Below are 17,413 nucleotides of genomic sequence, written 5' to 3' on the forward strand. Positions count from 1 at the left end.
ATGATCCGAATTCTGATCTTTCTCGCCGTCGTTTTCGCCCTCGGTCTCGGTTTTGCCTGGCTAGCCGATCGTCCGGGCGAAATGCTCGTCACCTTCAACGGCTACCAGTATCAGGTCAGCCTGATGGTGGCGGCGGTGGCTATCGTCACCATCGTCGCCGCGGTGATGATTCTGTGGTGGCTGGTCAAGTCGCTGTGGAACAGCCCCTACACCATCTCGCGCTATTTCCGCGTGCGCCGCCGCGACCGCGGCTATCAGGCGCTGTCGACCGGCATGATCGCCGCCGGCGCCGGTGACGGCGCGCTGGCGCGCAAGAAGACCAAGGAAGCGGCAAAGCTGATCCGCTCCGACCAGGAGCCGCTGATCCATCTGCTCGAAGCGCAGGCTTCGCTGCTCGAAGGCGACCATGAGGGCGCCCGCGAAAAGTTCGAGACCATGCTCGACGATCCCGAAATGCGGCTGCTCGGCCTGCGCGGGCTCTATCTCGAAGCCGAACGGCTCGGCGACCGCAATGCGGCGCGGCACTATGCCGGCCGTGCCGCAGTGATGGCGCCGCAACTGGCCTGGGCCGCCGAATCGACGCTGGAAGACCTGACCGGTCGCGGCGACTGGGACGGCGCGCTGAAGCTGGTCGATGCGCAAAAATCGACGCGGCAGATCGAGCGCGACGCCGCCAACCGGCGCCGCGCCGTGCTGCTCACCGCCAAGGCGCAGGCGCTGCTCGATAGCGACCCCAACGCCGCAAGAACCGCAGCTATCGAGGCCAACCGGCTACGACCGGATTTCGCCCCGGCCGCGGTCGTTGCCGCAACAGCGCTGTTTCGGCAAAACGATGTGCGCAAGGGCTCAAAGATCCTTGAGGCGGCGTGGAAGGCCGAGCCGCATCCGGAGATCGCCGAGCTGTACACCCACGCAAGGCCGGGCGACGCCGTGCTCGATCGCCTCAACCGGGCGAAGAAGCTGCAGGAGATGAAGAAGAACCACGCCGAATCGTCGCTGACGGTGGCGCGCGCGGCGCTCGACGCGCAGGATTTCGCCACCGCGCGGCGCGAGGCGGAAGCGGCCATCCGCATGGATCGCCGCGAAGGCGCCTATCTGCTTCTGGCCGACATCGAAGAGGCCGAGAGCGGCGACCAGGGCAAGGTGCGGCAGTTGCTGTCGAAGGCAGTGCGGGCGCCGCGCGATCCGGCCTGGGTTGCCGATGGTGTCGTCTCCGAGCGCTGGGCGCCGGTGTCGCCGGTCACCGGCAAGCTCGACGCGTTCGAATGGCGCGCACCGATGGAGCGACTCGGCCAGCTCATCGACAGCCATGAGGACACGCCGGAGGCCGAAATGCCGGCAATTGCGGCTCCAGTCGTTTCGGTCAAGGAAAAGCCTGCCGACGTGATCTATCACCCGGCTGTTTCCGCCGGCAAGACGACTGTCGCGACCGAAGCATCGGAAGCCGAGGCGGATCAGGTCACGCCGATCACAGCCGCCGCTTTCGCCGCGGTGCCGGCCGATGCCGAAGCCGTCGAGCCGGCGGAGGAACTGGCCCGGCTGCCCGACGACCCCGGCGTCGATCCCGATGAGGAAGCCGAGAAGTCACCGCGCCGGTTTCGACTGTTTTGATGTGAATGGGCCCGTTGGCCGATTGGGAATAATTTGATGTTCGAACGCGTTCTCTCATTTCTGAAGGACCTGCCGAGCGGTGCCGGCGCCCGCGCCAACGCGGACGATCCGCGCGTTGCGGCATCTGCCCTTCTCTATCATGTGATGAACGCCGACGGCGTGCGTCAGGACGTCGAATGGGAGCGGTTCAAGGAAGTGCTGGCGGAAAGCTATTCGATCAGCGGCGCCGAACTCGATGCGCTGGCCGCCGCAGGCGAGCGCGCCGACAATGAKGCGATCGACCTCTATGCCTTCACCAGCGTGCTGAAGCGCCACCTCGATGCCGAGGCTCGCAAGGCTTTCATCGGCCTGATGTGGGAGATCGTGTACGCCGATGGCGAGTTGCACGAGCTCGAGGACAACACCGTCTGGCGCGTCGCCGAGCTGATCGGCGTCGAACGCCGCGACCGTGTCGAGGCGCGCCGCAAGGCGGCCGCTGAAGCGCCCGGCTCCACCGGAACGTCGAGCGACGAATAGGATCCCGCCTTCCCATGCCGCCCAGACCGCGTTCGAAGCCAAAAATCCTGATCGTGCTGCATCAGGAGAATTCGAGCCCCGGTCGCGTCGGCCACATGCTGCTCGAGGAAGGTTTCGATCTCGACATCCGCCGGCCGCCGCTGGGCGACGCCTTGCCGGAAACGCTGGACGGCCACGCCGGCAGCGTGGTGTTCGGCGGGCCGATGAGCGCCAATGACGAGGATGAGTTCGTCCGCCGCGAGACCAACTGGCTGGAAATCCCGCTGAAGGAGAACCGGCCGTTCCTCGGCATCTGCCTTGGCGCGCAGATGCTGGCCAACCATCTCGGCGGCAAGGTCGAGGGTCACGGCGAGGGGCTGGTCGAAATCGGCTGGTATCCGCTGAAGGCAACCGAAGCCGGCAAAAAGCTGCTGCACTGGCCCGAGATGGTTTACCAGTTCCACCGCGAAGGCTTTTCGCTGCCCAGGGATGCGACGCTGCTGGCGACGGCCGAGACCTATCCCAACCAGGCCTTCCGCTATGGCGACAATGCCTGGGGCATCCAGTTTCATGGCGAGTTGACCCAAATGATGATGCAGCGCTGGGTGGTGCGCGGCGCGCACCGTTTCGAATTGCCCGGCGCGCAGCCCGGCCGCGACCATCTCGGCGGCCGGCTAATCTGGGACATGCATCTCAAGCGCTGGCTCAGCGAATTCCTACAGACGATTTTTGGACGGCCGGCTGTGGGATAGGGTAAAATCCGATTACTCTGAACGGTCTAGCTTGAGCCAAAGACTACTTACGTTCGCCGAGGCGTGGACGACCGCTTTGCGCCGCCATTCGGTCATCCGGCCGGCGACGGCTGCACCGTCGCCTCGCGCGATACTGACAGMCCCGCGAGAAGCGGAGYGTACGCGGCGAGCCTGCGGGATACGAACTCCGTGAAGAGCCGCACGCGCTTCGTCTTGCGTGYCTCCCCCTGCGTGAGAAGCCAGAGYGTYCCGTRCATGKGCAGGTYGGTGCCCGGCACCCTCACCAGYAGGGGGTCGGTATCTCCGACGAAGCACGGGAGTTTCGTCATCCCGATCCCTTGCTGCGCCGCGATGATCTGCGTCTCGGCGTCAGGAGTCCTGAACGGAGCTCCCGTGGTGTGAACGTTTACCTCGCGCGCCCAGTCCGGAATTCCATGATCGTCTATGACGATCCACCGGATGGGATCAGGCKYGCCCGCACKCMACGCGGCTAGTCGATCGCGRGACATRTAGACGCCGCYGAACARCTSYGGTCCCTTCAGGCCGTGMAGATTGAGMGGCAGGGTYTTGCGGTCGKMGACAAYRCGGATCGCSACGTCGGCCTCTCGGTTGGTCAGATTTGCCASCTCGCCGGACGWCAAGATTTCCATCTCGATGTCCGGATGCARACGCGCRAARTCGGCGARRTCCGGCATGAGCAAGTGTGTGGCGAGGAACGGTGGAAGCGTCACCCGCAAAAGCCCGCGCGCGCTCTGGTCGCGACCGAAGACGCGCGTCTCCAGCAAATGCGACGACGCTTCCATCTGGTGCGCGAGATCGAGGACCTCTTCCCCCGCAGCCGTCAGGCGGTACCCCGAAGGCAGCTTTTCGAACATCTGCGCCCCCAAGTTTTCCTCGAGCTGGGCGATGCGTCGCAGCACGGTCGCGTGGTTCACGCCAAGGCGCTTGGCGGCGGCCCGCACCGAGCCGCCGCGCGCGACGGCAAGAAARTAGCGAACGTCATCCCAGTCGATCATGGTGCAATCCAGCACCACGTGGTGCGCCTTCCAACCCCATATCTAACACACTGATCTGTAGTAGTGCGCGCGATATCGCGGCGTTCAATCGTCCAGCTGGATCGTTTTCGCACCACCGATGTGCGCGATTCCGCACTCACCGCCTGACTTCGGCGGACCCATTTCGAGGTTCTCGATGAAACCTCACCGTACAGCCAATCAGCGAAAGACAAAAGATTATGAAAGCACTCGAAGGTAAAGTCGCAGTCATCACCGGCGGAAGCAGCGGGATTGGCTTGGCCACAGCCAAGCGTTTCGTGGAAGAAGGTGCGCAGGTCGTGATCATTGGGCGACGCGAGAAAGTCTTACAGGAGGCCGCGGCCCTTATCGGGAGAAACGTGACAATAGTCGTCGGCGACGTGTCGCGCCTGGAGGACCTGGACCGGCTCTATGCCGTCGTGAAGGAGAAACATGGTCAGATAGACATTCTCTTCGCAAACGCGGGCGCCGGGACAATCGCTCCGCTCGCGGCAGCTACCGAGGCCCATTTTGACCAGACCTTCGATGTGAACGTGAAGGGGTTGTTCTTTACGGTTCAGAAGGCCCTTCCCATCTTGAAAGACGGCGGATCGATCATTCTGAACTCTTCGGTCTCGAATGTGATGGGGCTGCCAGCGTTCAGCACCTACGCGGCAAGCAAGGCGGCTGTTCGCAGCTTCTCGCGGTCTTGGACCCAGGAGCTGAAGGACCGCAATATCCGCGTCAATACGATGAGCCCTGGCGCGATCGAGACTCCCGCCTTGGCGACAACGACCGGCCTTACCGCTGAGCAAGCCGAGCAAGCGGTCGCGCAGTTTGCTTCACAGATCCCAATGGGTCGCAGGGGCAAACCGGAGGAAATCGCGGCTGCTGTCACGTTCCTCGCCTCCGATGAAAGCTCCTACATCACCGGTATGGATCTCGCCGTCGATGGTGGTTGGGCGCAGGTCTGACCCGGCGTTAACACAAGATCGGAGAAGCATCATGAGCTACGCAATCATCGGCTTCGGCAATATCGGCCGAGCACTGGCCAAGGCGTTTGCCCGCAAGGGCATCGACGTGTCCGTTGCAACCACGCACGACCCGGAAAGCTTTGCAGCCGATGCGGCCGCGATCGGGCGCACGATCATCCCCAAGAAGCTGGCGGACGCGGTCAAGGCGGACATCATCTTCTTGGCTGTCCGTTTCGAGTCGCACCCGGAGGTCGCGAAGGCGCTCGCCACCTGGCAGGGGAAGGTCATCGTCGATATGACCAATGCCTATGGCGTGCCTCCTGAAAAACTGGGGGGACAGCCTTCTTCCAGTTTCGTTGCACAGGCATTCACTGGCGCAAAACTAGTCAAGGGCTTCAACCATCTGGTCGCTGCCGTCCTTGATCAGGATCCGGCCGTTCATGGTGGCAGGAGGGTCGTGTTCCTGGCGAGCGACGATGAAAACGCCGCAGCGGAGATTGGCGTGCTTGCGGAAAAGCTCGGTTTCGCGCCGATCAACCTTGGCCGGCTTTCGGAAGGCGGATTGCTGGTCCAGGCGCGCGGAAATAGCTGGGGGCATCTGATCTTCAAGGACTTGGTCAAGTTCGACTGAACCACACGACGTGCCAACCGCCTGGATCGGATCGAGCGCGATCCGATCCAAGCGAAATGCCCAACCGTAAAGGAGATTCCGATGTACGACCAATCCAAGCTATCCGAGTTGATCCGGTTCGCACGTGTAGATGCGGGCTCCACTGTCATTGACGTCTACCCAGGCGAGGGCGATTGGACGCGTCTGTTCTCCGACTCCGTCGGACCGGAGGGGCGGGTCTACAGCTTCGTGCCGGCCGAAGTCGCCCACTTCAAGAGCGATCCGGTCGGCCGCATGCGGACGCTTGCGGAGGAGCCTGGCCGAGAGAACGTCGAAGCCGTCTCAGCTGACCTCGTCGCGCTGCCGGAAGCCACGCAACCTGCCGATATCGTGTGGCTGCACCTGTTCTACCACGATCTCCACACCGCGCTGATCCAGGCCAGGGGCGCGACGGCGGCCCAGTTCAATCGAGTTGTCCACGAGCGGCTGAAGCCCGGTGGGTTCTACGTTATTGTCGACCACGCCGCCGCCGCAGGGACGGGCACAAGCGACGCCCAGTCGCTGCATCGGATTGAGCCTGCATCCGTCCGCGAGGAGGTGGAGGCGGCCGGCTTCGTGCTGGACGCGGAAAGCACCATACTCGCGAACAAGGATGATGCGCACTCGATCAAGGTGTTCGATCCCTCGATCAAGGGCGAGACCGATCGCTTCGCCTATCGGTTTGTGAAGATCTGACACTGAGCTATCCGCCAACGATGAGGTCGGCGACTTTGACAAGTGCGACGACCGATTGTGGGTTGGTTTCGCAACGACAGCTTACTGCAGACATCGGTTAGAACCGGATCGTAGGCTGTCGGCCCCATCTCAGCCGTTGCCGGCGCAAGCTGATTAGCCCCAGAATTGGATCCAGTGGCCTGGATCCAGCGCCCAATCAATTCCGCCCGTTCAAATGCCGCACCCGCCGCAGCTGCGGAAACAGCCAGGCCCACAGGCCGACAACCGCGATGGCGCCGACACCGCCGACCACCACCGCCGGGACCGTGCCGATCAGCGCCGCCATGGTGCCGGCGCGGAACTCGCCGACCTCGTTGGAAGCGCCGACGAAGACCTGGTTGACGGCGTTGACGCGGCCGCGCAGTTCGTCCGGCGTCCACAGCTGGATCAGCGTCTCCCTGATATAGACGCTGAACATGTCGGTGGCGCCGAGCAAGACGAGTGCTGCGATCGACAGCCAGGTAATGGTCGACAGGCCGAACAGCACGGTGAAGGCGCCGAACGACGCGGCGGCGGCCAGCATGATCATACCCGCATGGTTGCGGAGCGGGTGGCCGGCCAGCCAGATGGCGACGCAGATGGCGCCGATGCTGGGCGCCGAGCGCAGCAAGCCGAGGCCCCAGGGGCCGAGTTGAAGGATGTCGCGCGCATAGACCGGCAGCAGTGCCGAGGCGCCTGACAGAAGTACGGCGAACAGGTCGAGCGAGATGGCGCCGAGCACGATCTTCTCGCTCCAGATGTAGCGGAAGCCGCCAAACAGCGTCTCCATCGTCGGCTTGTCGGTGGCGCTCTGCTGGGTGGGCTTGGGAATGGTGAAGATCAGCAGGCCGGCCACCAGCATCAGCGCGGCGGCGACGGCGTATGCGGCTTCGGCCGAGACGCCATAGAGAAGGCCGCCGGCGACCGGGCCGACAATGGTCGCGGTCTGCCAGGCCGACGAGTTCCAGGCAATTGCGTTGGCGAAATCCTCCGGCGGCACCAGATTGGCGAACAGCGACGACGAGGCCGGTCCGTAAAAAGCGCGCGCCACGCCGAAAAGGGCGAGCACGGCGAAGACCGGCAGCGGGCTGACGAGGCCGCGCAGCGTCAGGAGCAGAAGAACCAGCGCGCAGCCTGCCTCGATCACCGTCGCCAGCGCCATGATCAGGCGGCGACCGAAGCGGTCGGCGACGGCACCGGTGACCAGCACCAGCAGCAGCGACGGCAGGAACTGGACGATGCCGACAATGCCGAGATCGAAGGGATCGCGCGTCAAATCATAGATTTGCCAGCCGACCGCGACGGAAACGATCATGGTGGCGAAGGTGGTGAGGAAGCGCGCTGCCCAGTAGCTGAGGAAGGCGCGATGCCGGAAGGCGGCATAGCGCTGGTCGGGCGGTGTCTGGTCAGGTGTCATGGAGATCGGCCCCGTTGGGATGGCATTGGCCGGCGGGGCACTTCCACGATGGGCGCTGGTCCGGCCAAGGGAACGTTAGCTCAGTTCGCGGCGGCGTGTGCGCTAAAATCGGCGCTGGATCAAGGGATTTTCGACCTACCTGTCGATTGCAGGCAGAACTCAGTCCCTGAGCGCCGCCGAGATCGCGTCGAGACCGCCGCGCAGTTCGGCTTCCTTCGGCCAACCGAAGCCGACGCGGAAGAAACTTTTCGGCATGTCGAACCAGTGGCCGGGTCCGACATAGGTGCCCTGGTTCTCCAGCAGGTTCACATAGAAGCGGTCGAGGTCGAAACCGGGATTGACCTTGAGCCTGGGGAAGCCGACGACGCCGCCTTCCGGCCGCACCCAGTCGACCAGCGGTTCGCGGTCGATCCAGGCCTGGACGATGTCGCGTCGCCTGGCCATTTCAGGCAGCAGCGCCGCCAGGAAAATGTCGCGGCGTTCGAGCATGCCGCGCGCAATGCCTTCGTCGATGACGCTGCCGCAGATGCCGATCTGCTCCTTGGCGGCGAGGAACTTTTCCTGAAGTGCTACGTCGCGGGTGACCAGCCAGCCGATGCGGATGCCGGGAATGCCAAAAGCTTTCGACAGCGACGAGACGCTGATCGCGCGCGGGCTCAGCGAGGCGGCGGTCGGCAGGCGCGTTCCATAGGAAAGGTCGCGATAGGTTTCGTCGACCAGCAGATGGCAGCCGCTAGCCTCGGCCAGCGCCACCAGCGCGTCGAGATCGGCCTGGCGCATCATCGTGCCGGTCGGGTTGTGCGGACAGGTGACGCTGATCAGCTTTGTATTCGGCCGCATGGCCGCTGTGACGCTGCCGACATCGATGGCAAAACCCTCGTCGAAATTCAGATCGACATAGGAGATGGCGCAGCCGATCGCCTTTGGCGTCTCGATGTTGGTGGCGTAGTTGGGCCTGATGACGACGAGGTGGTCGCGCTCGGACAGAAGCGAGGTCGAGATGATGAACAGCGCGCCCGCCGCACCGGCGGTGACCAGCACATCGTCAGGCGAGATGCCTTCGTCCTGCGCCGCGATCAGGGCGCGCAATTCCTTGTCGCCGCGATGCTCGCCATAGAACAGCGTCAGATCGGGCAGCGACAGGCCGATGTCGGAAAGTTTTTGGTCGCCGATCGAGCTTTCGGAGAGGTTGTAGCGGATACGGTCGTAGCCGTACTCCTCCGGCGCCTCTTTCTCGATCACCATCCTGGCGTAGTTCATGGCGGCACTCCCCCGACATCTGCCGTCGAGGGACCGCCGGCAGAACCACCAGCCTGCTTAGCGAGGATTCTGCTGCCAGCCTAGGCCTTAGCCTTCCTGGCCTGACGCTTGACGGGCGCTGGTTCGGCGGCCTTGCGGCCAAGACCGATCGACTTGGCCAGCGCCGAGCGCGAAGCCGCATAATTGGGGGCGACCATCGGATAGTCGGACGGCAGGCTCCATTTGGTGCGATAGGCCTCCGGCGTCAGTCCGAAATGCACGCCGAGATGACGCTTCAGGGATTTGAACCGTTTGCCGTCTTCGAGGCAGATGATGTAGTCCGGGGTCACCGACTTCTTCGGATTGACCGCGGGGACGAGCGGCGCGGCGACCGGGGTCACCGGTTGTCCGAGCCCGCTGATCGAGGCGCTGACGCTGGCGATAAGGTCGCTCAGGCCGGAAGCTGGCAAGCGGTTCTTCTCGACATAGGCGGACACGATGTGAGCCGTCAGTTCTAGCAGGTCGTCTTTGCTGGTGTTGTTGCTATCGTCGGACAATCTATTTTCTCCATCGGCGGGGGTGGCGGAATTCCTAGTCGGCAAATCTGCACAACGCAATGATTTCGCGCTAAATCACACGTTATTTTGAACGACTATACTAAACTGGACTAATATCAGACGATAAGCGCCTTGTCGCGCCACAGGCGAAATCCGCCTTCGAAAGCGCGTGTGTTGTCGCCGCGCCTCGAGTCGGCGGGCAATTCATCGAGTTTGTCGACATTGCCGCCGCCGATGACAACATAGTCCGGCTGCAGGGCGGCGCGGAGCCGGCCGACGACGTCGAAAACAGATTCGCGCCACTTCTTCTTGCCGCGCTTTTCCAGGCCGCGTTCGCCGACATAGTCCTCGAAGCTCCTGCCCTTCTTGTAGGGAAGGTGCGCGAGTTCCATCGGCAGGCCGACATTGTCGACGATCATCGCCGCGCCGAGGCCGGTTCCCAGGCCGAGGAACAGCATGCGGCCGCCTTCATAGCTGCCGATGGCCTGCATCAGCGCGTCGTTGACCAGCTTGACCGGTTTGCCGAACTGCGCGGCGAAGTCGAAGCCCTTCCAGCCCTTGCCGAGATTGGCCGGGTCCAGCAGCGGCGTGTTGTGGCGCACCGGGCCGGGATAACCCATCGAGACGACGTCGTAGGACAGGCCCTCGGCCAGCGTCTTCACCGTCGCGATCATCTGTTGCGGCGTCAGCCCGGGTCCGGAATCGGCCCGGCGCTCCTCGCTACCGGCGCTGGTCAGGATCTTGACGTGCGAGCCGCCAATATCGATCGCCAGCACGATCGGCTCGGCGCCCGCTGCCGGTTGTTTCACTGCCTTGGCCATTGCGTTATCTCCTGAGATCATTTCACCGGGTCGATCCAGCCATTGGGCGGCCCGAATGCGGCCATCACATCGGCCGGTCCCCATGTCCTGGGCTCATAGACATGCGGCGGCGTGGTGTCGCCGAGCACCGGGCCGACGATGCGCCAGGCGAGTTCGCTGGCATCCTGGCGGGTGAACAATTGGCCGTTGCCGTTCATGGCGTCGCCGATCAGCCGCTCATAGGGCGGCATGTCGCTCTTCGAGTCGTCGAGCGCCGTCAGTTCCACCTGCTCGCCGATCATGTCGTCGCCGGGCGCCTTGCGCTGGGCGCCGATGGCGATCACCACCTGCGGATCGATGCGGAAGCGGACATAGTTCTGGTCGGTGGGCTTGATCGGGTCGAAGACATCGAGCGGCGGCCGCTTCAGCCGCACCACCACTTCGGTGACATGCACCGGCATGTTCTTGCCGGCGCGGATGAAGAACGGCACGTCCTGCCAGCGCCAGGTGTCGACGAAGAAGCGGACAGCCGCAAAAGTCTCGACCGGCGAATTCGGCGCCACGCCGGGCTCGGCCAAATAGCCGTTGAACTGGCCGCGCACGACATCGTCTTTGGTCAGCGTGCGGATGGCCCTGAGCACCTGCACCTTCTCGTCGATCAGGTCGTCGGCGGAGCGGCCGACCGGCGGTTCCATGGCGAGCAACAGCAGGATGTTGAGCAGATGGTTTTCGATGACGTCCCTGATGCAGCCGACATCGTCATAGAAGCGGCCACGACCCTCGACGCCGAAATCCTCGGCCATGGTGATCTGGACGCTTTCGACGAAATTGCGGTTCCAGATCGGCTCGAGGAAGGAATTGGCGAAGCGGAAATAGAGCAGGTTCTGGATCGCCTCCTTGCCGAGATAATGATCGATGCGGAAGATCGACTGCTCGTCGAAGACCAGATGCAGCACCCGGTTCAGCCAGCGCGCCGATTGCAGATCGTGGCCGAACGGCTTTTCCACCATCAGCCGCGCGCCATGCGCGGTGCCCGACTGCTCCAGCCCCTGGACGACGGTCTCGAACATGGTCGGCGGCACCGCCATGTAGTGCAGCGGCCGCTGGGCCGCGCCAAGCGCGTTTTTCAGTTTTTCGAACGTGGCGCCGTTGCGGTAATCGCCGCTGACATAGCGCAGCTGCGAGGCCAGCTTGGCGAAGACCGCGTCATCGATGCTGCCAAGCGCGTCGACGATGCCGTCGCGGGCGCGCGCCTGCAACTGGCCGAGGTCCCAGGGATCGAAGGCGACGCCGATCACCGGCTCGGTCAGCGTTCCCTTGGCGACCATCTGGTAAAGCGCCGGAAAGATCTTCTTGTGGGCGAGATCTCCGGTGGCGCCGAAGAGCACCAGCGTGTCGGAGCGTTCCTGGCTCATGCGCGTGCCTCCCTTGCCGCCGTCACGAGCCGGCCTTCGGTTTCTCGACATGGCCGCCGAAGGCGTAGCGCATGGCGGACAGGAGCTTGTCGGAGAATTCGGATTCGCCTTGCGAGGAGAAACGGTCGAACAGCGCCGAGGACAGCACCGGCGCCGGCACCCCGGTGTCGATCGCCGCCTTCAGCGTCCAGCGGCCTTCGCCGGAATCCGAGACCCGGCCACCGAATTGCGCCAGCGCCGGGTCGCTCTTCAGTGCGCCTGCGGTCAGGTCGAGCAACCAGGAACCGATGACGCTGCCATGTCGCCAGACCTCGGCGACCTGGGGAAGGTCGATGTCGAATTGATAGTATTTCGGGTTCTCCAGCGGGCTGGTTTCGGCGTCGGCCGTGCGCTGCCTTTTGCCGGCATTGGCCGACTTCAGGATGTTCATGCCTTCGGCATAGGCGGCCATGACGCCATATTCGATGCCGTTGTGGACCATCTTGACGAAATGGCCGGCGCCGCTCGGTCCGCAATGCAGATAGCCGAACGGCGCGGTTCCGGCGGCCTTGTCGGGAGCCGGCGCACCGGCATCGAGGCCCGGCGCCAGCGTGGCAAAGATCGGATCGAGATGGCGCACCGCCTCGTCGGGACCGCCGATCATCAGGCAGTAGCCGCGCTCTAGCCCCCAGACGCCGCCGCTGGTGCCGACATCGACATAGTTCAGGCCCTTGGCCGCCAGCTCAGCCGCCTGGTCGACGGCGTCGTGGTAGTAGGAATTGCCGCCATCGATGATGATGTCGCCGGGTTCCATCAGTGCAGCCACCTGGTCGGCGATCCTGCCGGTGATCGCCGCCGGCAGCATCAGCCAGGCGCTGCGCGGCTTGGACAGCTTGCCGACGAATTCCTCCATCGAGGCAGCACCGATGGCGCCATCCTTGACCAGTGCGGCGACGCTTGCCGCGTTGATGTCATAGACGACGCATTCATGGCCATCGCGCATCAGGCGGCGCACCATGTTGGCGCCCATCCTGCCCAGTCCCATCATTCCGATCTGCATGGTCTCGTCCTGGTTTCTTGAGGAATCGAAGCTTTACGGGCTTTCCGGCGCGTCTATGCCGACGGAAAAGTCGACATTCTCCCAACGGCCGGTATCGGGCCAGAAAAAAGTGAAGACGATGGTGTCGCGCGGCGGAATACCGCCAACAGGCAGATCCACCAGATGGATGCCAAAGGTATTCTCCGCGGTCTTGCTGTCTTGCACAGTCAGCCATTTGTCGCTTGTCCAGTGGACCACGCCGCGCGCCGGAAGCTCCACGCGCAATAGCTTGCCGGCTGGGATGGTGCGGATCTTGTTGTTGAAGCGCCATGTCCGCAGGGGCGACACGGTCTTGTCCCTGATGTAGCGCTTGACGCCTTGTGGCGGCATATCGAATACCGCGCCGTCGCTGAGCGAACGCAACAGCTTGATGTGCTCCGAATGCGCCCAGACCAGCGGCATGGCGCTGCCCGACGGTCCGCCGCGGTGCAATTCGTGCTCGGCCAAGTCGAGACCATCCCAGACCTGCTCCGGCAATAGGCCACCGACCCCGGCGGAGGCCTCGAATGTCTCGAGCAGGCTTGCCGCTCTGTCCTTGCGCCCTGCCGCCAGCTCGTAATGGGCGCGCTCACCGACCAGCAGCGGCCATGGCCGGCCTGTGCCGGTGCCGTCGAAAGGCGCGCCGTCTGCGTGTTCGCCGTAGCCGTCGCCGGTATAGCGACACCAGACAGGTCCTTGCGGCAGATCGATGCGCAATTGCGCGTCGATGACCCTGAGCGTGTCAACGATGCGGGGGTCGTCGGCTGCCCTGAGACCGAAGCGGACAAGCGCCAGTGCATCCGGGCTGATGATGGCTTCGGCAGGCCGGTCTGTGTCGCCGGGCGGGCGGTTCTTGATGGGCACAAAGCCGTCCTTCGGCGACGCCGCGCCGGCATCGTCGGGCGGTGCGATGCGGACATAGTAGCCGCTGACGCCATGCTCGGCGCACAAATCCGTACCGCTGACATAGGTCCAGCGCTCGATCTGGTCGTTCCAGCTGTCGGCGGTTTCACGCAGATAATTAGCCGGCTCTGCTTTTCCGCAAGCCTCGAACATATCGGCGGCGGCGAGCAATGCGGCGATCTCGACTGCCAGCGTGAACGGGCTATAGCCGGCGTCCTCTTCCCAGCGATCCTCGCCGGTGACCGGACCGTTGCGGACGACGTAGGAGGCCGCCTTCTCGATCATCGGCATGAAGGAAGTCAGCGCGGCCGGCGGCAAGTGGCCGGCGCGGCGCAGCGCGTCGGCGAGCAGCAGCGGGAAGGCGCATTCGTCCATCTGGATGCCTGGCCAATAGGGTGAGCCGTCGAGCCAGACGTTCTGCGGCCAATGGCCGTCCGGCTGCTGGATGGAGCGGAGATAGGCGAGGGTCTGCAACGCCGCCTCGGCGTCGCCGGCTGCCAGGAAACCGCCCGCGGTTTCCACCAGATCGCGCGGCCAGACCAGATGATAGCCGCCGAGATCGTCGTCACCCTTGCTGAAGCCCCACGGGATGGACAAGCTGGCGACGGCCGCGCCGGGCTTGGCGAGAGACCGGTGCGTTGCCAGAACCGCCGTGCTGACGCGATAGGTGTTGAGGCCGGTTTGGTCATGGCGGTCGAGCGGCAGCAGGCCGGCCTGCCATTTGCGCCACGTCTCGACATAGGCCATGGCGGCAGGCTCAAACCCTTGGCCAAGGCTGGCTGCGGCATGGTCCGCCGCCTCTTGCGGGGTGGCGCCGAAGCCAAGCGCCAGCAAGGCTTTCGGATTTGCGGGGGAAAAGCCGATCTCGCCGGTCAGCGCGACATTGCCGTCCTCGGCTCTTTGCCAAGCCGGATCGAGACGGCCGCTGTGGTTGAGTTGCTGCCAGCCGTCGGAGACACCGACATAGCCGGCCGAGCAGTCTCCCCAGGGCAGCGACGAGGCGAGCGCCAGGCAGACGCCGCGACCCGATGCAAACAGCATCGTTTTTCCATGATGGTCGTCGATCCAGGCAGTGTTGCCCATGCCGGCATTGACGAGATGCGGCGCCAGAAGTGCGTAGACGCGGTGGCCCGCGCCCTTGAGCGGCGTGAAGGTGATCTCCTGCAGCAAAACGGGGCGTTTCGGATCCGTAACGATGCGCTTTTCGATCCGCCAGGCGCCGTCGGCCGCGGTGTTCACCAGCCGGTAGGCCGGCACGCCGTCCTCGAACGGTTCGACCTGGTGTTCGGCGTCGCGCTTTTCCTCGGAGAAATAGCCGCCAGCGCCGGTCACCAGCAGCCCCATGTCGCGCGTGCAGGCGCTGTCGAGGCGCGGATAGTAGACTTCGTTGAGAATGCCGTGGCTGAGTGTGAACCAGACGCGGCTGGCCGGTGAAAGGGCGGCGCCAACGCAGCTCTTGGCGCTCGACGTCCAGCGCGCTGGGATTCCGGGTGCGCCCGGCGCAACTGTCGGCGTCACTGCCATTTTTGCTTTGGTCTCCAGCTTACTCCCTAGACCAGGACGCGAACCCTTTTCAATTGATGCACCGCAAGTTGATCGACCGCCGCGACGGAGGCGTCGTTGACAGCGCCGGTCACAGGTGCCCACTATTCCGGCCGCAGGGGAGGCCTGACGAAATTCGGGGATTGGCGGCGCGAGAAGCGTCGCGGCTCGCATAGCGTAGTTTGTTCAGGTGTCATGGGAGGGTCTCAAAACGATGTCGGATGTATCTCCCATGCTGATCGACCGGCTGCTGGCCATTTCGCAGGCGCTGGCCGGCCATATCGACCCGGGCTCGGCATTTCGCGCAACCGCCATCGAGATCGGCACGCTCATTCCGCACGATCATGTCGATCTGGCGGTGCTGTCGCAGGATGGGCGCAAGCATGCCTGCTACGAGGCCGGCTTCCACACCAGCTGGAGCGAGCTGGCGCAGCATCCGTTGCCGACCGAGGTCAGCCCGATACGCTCGATCCTGTGGGGCGAGGTGCCCTATCTGCTTTCCGACGACGCGCTGTGCGACCAGCGCTTCCATTTCGACAAAGCGATCGACGGGCCGATCTTCGCCGCCAGGCTGCGCAGCCGCATCGTCGTGCCGCTCAAGGCGCGGGGCGGCATCATTGGCGCCCTCAATATCAGCCGGCATGAGGTCGGCTGCTACACGCTTGCCGATGTCGCGGTGGCCCAGCAATGCGCCGATCTGATCGCGCCCTATATCTTTGCGCTGATCCAGACCGAGGAGGCGCGCCGCGCCATGCTCGCCGAAAGCGAAGCGCACAACCGGGTTGAGCTGCTCAGGGTCGGCGCCTCGCAATTGACGGAAGGCATGGAGCGGGAACGCCGCCGCATGGCCATGGACCTGCACGACCAGACGCTTGGCGACCTTGCCCGCATTGCGCGCCAGGTGTCGGCGTTTCGCAGCCAGGGCGTGGCGCGGGCGGCGCAGCTTGCCGATCTCGAGCAGGAGGTCGTCGGCTGCCTCACCGAATTGCGCCACATCGTCGACGACATGCGGCCGAGCGTGCTCGAGCTGTTCGGCCTGCGCGATGCCGTCGAAGCGCATCTCAACCGCAGCGTCGCCAGGGCCAAGCCGCCGATTGCCGTGCGCATCGCCGACACCAGCGCCGGCAGCGCCGACAGCCTGTCGGAGCCGATGCGCACGGCGCTATACCGGATCGTCCAGGAAGCCATCAACAATGCGGTTCGTCACGCCGCGCCGCACCGCATCGACGTGCTGCTGGATGCCACCGAGACTGTGCTGCGCGTCGTCGTCACCGATGACGGCCAGGGCTGTGGCACGGTCGATCCGGCCGCCCATGGCGGCATCGGCCATATGCATACAAGGGCGGCGCTTATCGGCGCGCGCCTGCGCATCGGCTGGGCGAACCGGAAGAGCAGCGGGACGCGGGTGGTCATCGAGATCGACCGCCAGCCGTTGCAAGGCACGGCGGCCATGCCGCCTGCGGTAGCGGCTGAACACCGGGTCGTGTCGGAGGCACTATGATGCTGGTCATGATCGCCGAGAATGACGGGCTGCACCGCACGTTTGCGCGCCGCACCGTCGAGCAATTATGGCCCGGCGATGTCGAGGTGATCGAGGCCGGCGACGGCGAGGACGCCATCAACCTGGCGGCCGAACGCCAGCCGCCGCATGTCGTGCTCGACCTGCAGCTGCCCAAGGCGACGGGGATCGAGGTCGCCCGCTCGATCTGGAGCCGCTCTGCCGGCACGCATATCCTGTTCTGGTCGAATTTTGCCGACGAAGCCTATGTCCGAGGGGTGGCGCGCATCGTGCCGCCCGGTTCGGTCTATGGCTATGTGCTGAAATCGGCGACGGAAGAGGGCATGCGCTCGGCCTTGCGCGGCGTTTTCCGGGAGGGACACTGCATCATCGACCGCGAGATCCGCGGCATCCAGCACCGCGTCCAGGATCGCTTCGAAGGCATCACCGATGGCGAGTATGAAAGCCTGATCGATATCGCGCTCGGCCTCACCGACCGGGCCATTGCGTCGCGTCGGGGGCTGTCGATCCGCGGCGCGCAGAGCCGCATCAAGCATGTCTACGAAAAACTTGGCATCGTGCCGGCCGAGGACGGTGCCAGCGATGCGTCGGTTTTCAACTCGCGCACGCGGGCGATCTATCTCGCTATGGCGCGGGGGCTGATCAATGTCGATGCGCTGCGCCGCGAACAGGACCGCCTCGACGCCTGGCTGGCCAACGCGCCGCCGCCGCAGGGCCATTGATCCCGTAGAAAATCATCGGACCTGGCTGTGACTG

16 protein-coding genes are annotated in these 17,413 nt (G+C 64.4%); 8 read left to right on the forward strand and 8 right to left on the reverse strand.

Annotated features, from left to right (window positions below; genetic code table 11):
• Genes AC1DXN_RS13150 through AC1DXN_RS13160 form a run of 3 tightly spaced genes read left to right on the forward strand, consistent with a single transcriptional unit; the run spans position 1 to position 2,858 of the window.
• Positions 1–1,611 (forward strand): heme biosynthesis HemY N-terminal domain-containing protein, encoded by a 1,611-nt coding sequence (locus tag AC1DXN_RS13150; RefSeq protein WP_477270395.1) that lies wholly within the window; start codon positions 1–3, stop codon positions 1,609–1,611.
• A 36-nt stretch (positions 1,612–1,647) separates the two neighbouring features.
• Positions 1,648–2,127, forward strand: a complete 480-nt coding sequence (locus AC1DXN_RS13155; protein ID WP_477421566.1) for a tellurite resistance TerB family protein — start codon at positions 1,648–1,650, stop codon at positions 2,125–2,127.
• A 14-nt stretch (positions 2,128–2,141) separates the two neighbouring features.
• Positions 2,142–2,858 carry a glutamine amidotransferase gene (locus AC1DXN_RS13160; protein WP_477270399.1) on the forward strand — a complete coding sequence of 239 codons (717 nt, stop codon included), beginning with the start codon at positions 2,142–2,144 and terminating at the stop codon, positions 2,856–2,858.
• A 92-nt stretch (positions 2,859–2,950) separates the two neighbouring features.
• Here the strand turns inward: AC1DXN_RS13160 and AC1DXN_RS13165 are convergent, their stop codons facing one another.
• Positions 2,951–3,874: a LysR family transcriptional regulator gene (locus tag AC1DXN_RS13165; RefSeq protein ID WP_477421568.1), complete on the reverse strand. Its 924-nt coding sequence runs from the start codon at positions 3,872–3,874 to the stop codon at positions 2,951–2,953.
• Between the two features lie 218 nt (positions 3,875–4,092).
• Between AC1DXN_RS13165 and AC1DXN_RS13170 the strand changes: the two genes are divergently transcribed.
• The 3 genes from AC1DXN_RS13170 to AC1DXN_RS13180 all read left to right on the forward strand — a co-directional run bounded on the left by AC1DXN_RS13170 (position 4,093) and on the right by AC1DXN_RS13180 (position 6,190).
• Positions 4,093–4,845 carry an SDR family NAD(P)-dependent oxidoreductase gene (locus AC1DXN_RS13170; RefSeq protein ID WP_477270400.1) on the forward strand — a complete coding sequence of 251 codons (753 nt, stop codon included), beginning with the start codon at positions 4,093–4,095 and terminating at the stop codon, positions 4,843–4,845.
• Positions 4,846–4,876: 31 nt separating this feature from the next.
• Complete coding sequence (locus AC1DXN_RS13175; protein ID WP_477270402.1) at positions 4,877–5,476, forward strand: NADPH-dependent F420 reductase; 600 nt, start codon at positions 4,877–4,879, stop codon at positions 5,474–5,476.
• An 81-nt stretch (positions 5,477–5,557) separates the two neighbouring features.
• Positions 5,558–6,190: a class I SAM-dependent methyltransferase gene (locus AC1DXN_RS13180; RefSeq protein ID WP_477248773.1), complete on the forward strand. Its 633-nt coding sequence runs from the start codon at positions 5,558–5,560 to the stop codon at positions 6,188–6,190.
• 196 nt (positions 6,191–6,386) lie between these two features.
• Here AC1DXN_RS13180 and AC1DXN_RS13185 read toward each other — a convergent pair whose 3' ends face one another.
• From AC1DXN_RS13185 to AC1DXN_RS13215, 7 genes are all read right to left on the reverse strand, one after another.
• Complete coding sequence (locus AC1DXN_RS13185; protein WP_477270404.1) at positions 6,387–7,625, reverse strand: MFS transporter; 1,239 nt, start codon at positions 7,623–7,625, stop codon at positions 6,387–6,389.
• Between the two features lie 159 nt (positions 7,626–7,784).
• On the reverse strand, positions 7,785–8,885 hold the full coding sequence (locus AC1DXN_RS13190; protein WP_477270406.1) for an aminotransferase class I/II-fold pyridoxal phosphate-dependent enzyme: 1,101 nt from the start codon (positions 8,883–8,885) through the stop codon (positions 7,785–7,787).
• Positions 8,886–8,965: 80 nt separating this feature from the next.
• Positions 8,966–9,421 carry a Ros/MucR family transcriptional regulator gene (locus AC1DXN_RS13195; protein ID WP_477248779.1) on the reverse strand — a complete coding sequence of 152 codons (456 nt, stop codon included), beginning with the start codon at positions 9,419–9,421 and terminating at the stop codon, positions 8,966–8,968.
• Positions 9,422–9,537: 116 nt separating this feature from the next.
• Positions 9,538–10,242, reverse strand: coding sequence for an ROK family protein (locus tag AC1DXN_RS13200; RefSeq protein ID WP_477270408.1), 705 nt, complete (start codon positions 10,240–10,242; stop codon positions 9,538–9,540).
• Between the two features lie 17 nt (positions 10,243–10,259).
• Complete coding sequence (zwf, locus tag AC1DXN_RS13205; RefSeq protein ID WP_477270410.1) at positions 10,260–11,636, reverse strand: glucose-6-phosphate dehydrogenase; 1,377 nt, start codon at positions 11,634–11,636, stop codon at positions 10,260–10,262.
• 22 nt (positions 11,637–11,658) lie between these two features.
• Complete coding sequence (gene gnd / locus AC1DXN_RS13210) at positions 11,659–12,675, reverse strand: phosphogluconate dehydrogenase (NAD(+)-dependent, decarboxylating) (RefSeq protein WP_477248782.1); 1,017 nt, start codon at positions 12,673–12,675, stop codon at positions 11,659–11,661.
• 33 nt (positions 12,676–12,708) lie between these two features.
• Positions 12,709–15,120: a glucan 1,4-alpha-glucosidase gene (locus AC1DXN_RS13215; protein WP_477270412.1), complete on the reverse strand. Its 2,412-nt coding sequence runs from the start codon at positions 15,118–15,120 to the stop codon at positions 12,709–12,711.
• Between the two features lie 232 nt (positions 15,121–15,352).
• Here AC1DXN_RS13215 and AC1DXN_RS13220 point away from each other — a divergent pair, with 232 nt between their 5' ends.
• Positions 15,353–16,639 (forward strand): sensor histidine kinase, encoded by a 1,287-nt coding sequence (locus AC1DXN_RS13220; protein WP_477270414.1) that lies wholly within the window; start codon positions 15,353–15,355, stop codon positions 16,637–16,639.
• Positions 16,639–17,379: a response regulator transcription factor gene (locus AC1DXN_RS13225; protein WP_477270416.1), complete on the forward strand. Its 741-nt coding sequence runs from the start codon at positions 16,639–16,641 to the stop codon at positions 17,377–17,379. Before AC1DXN_RS13220 ends, AC1DXN_RS13225 begins: the two co-directional genes overlap by 1 nt.
• Positions 17,380–17,413: the final 34 nt, after the last annotated feature.

Source organism: Mesorhizobium sp. P2_H9 (assembly GCF_056403215.1).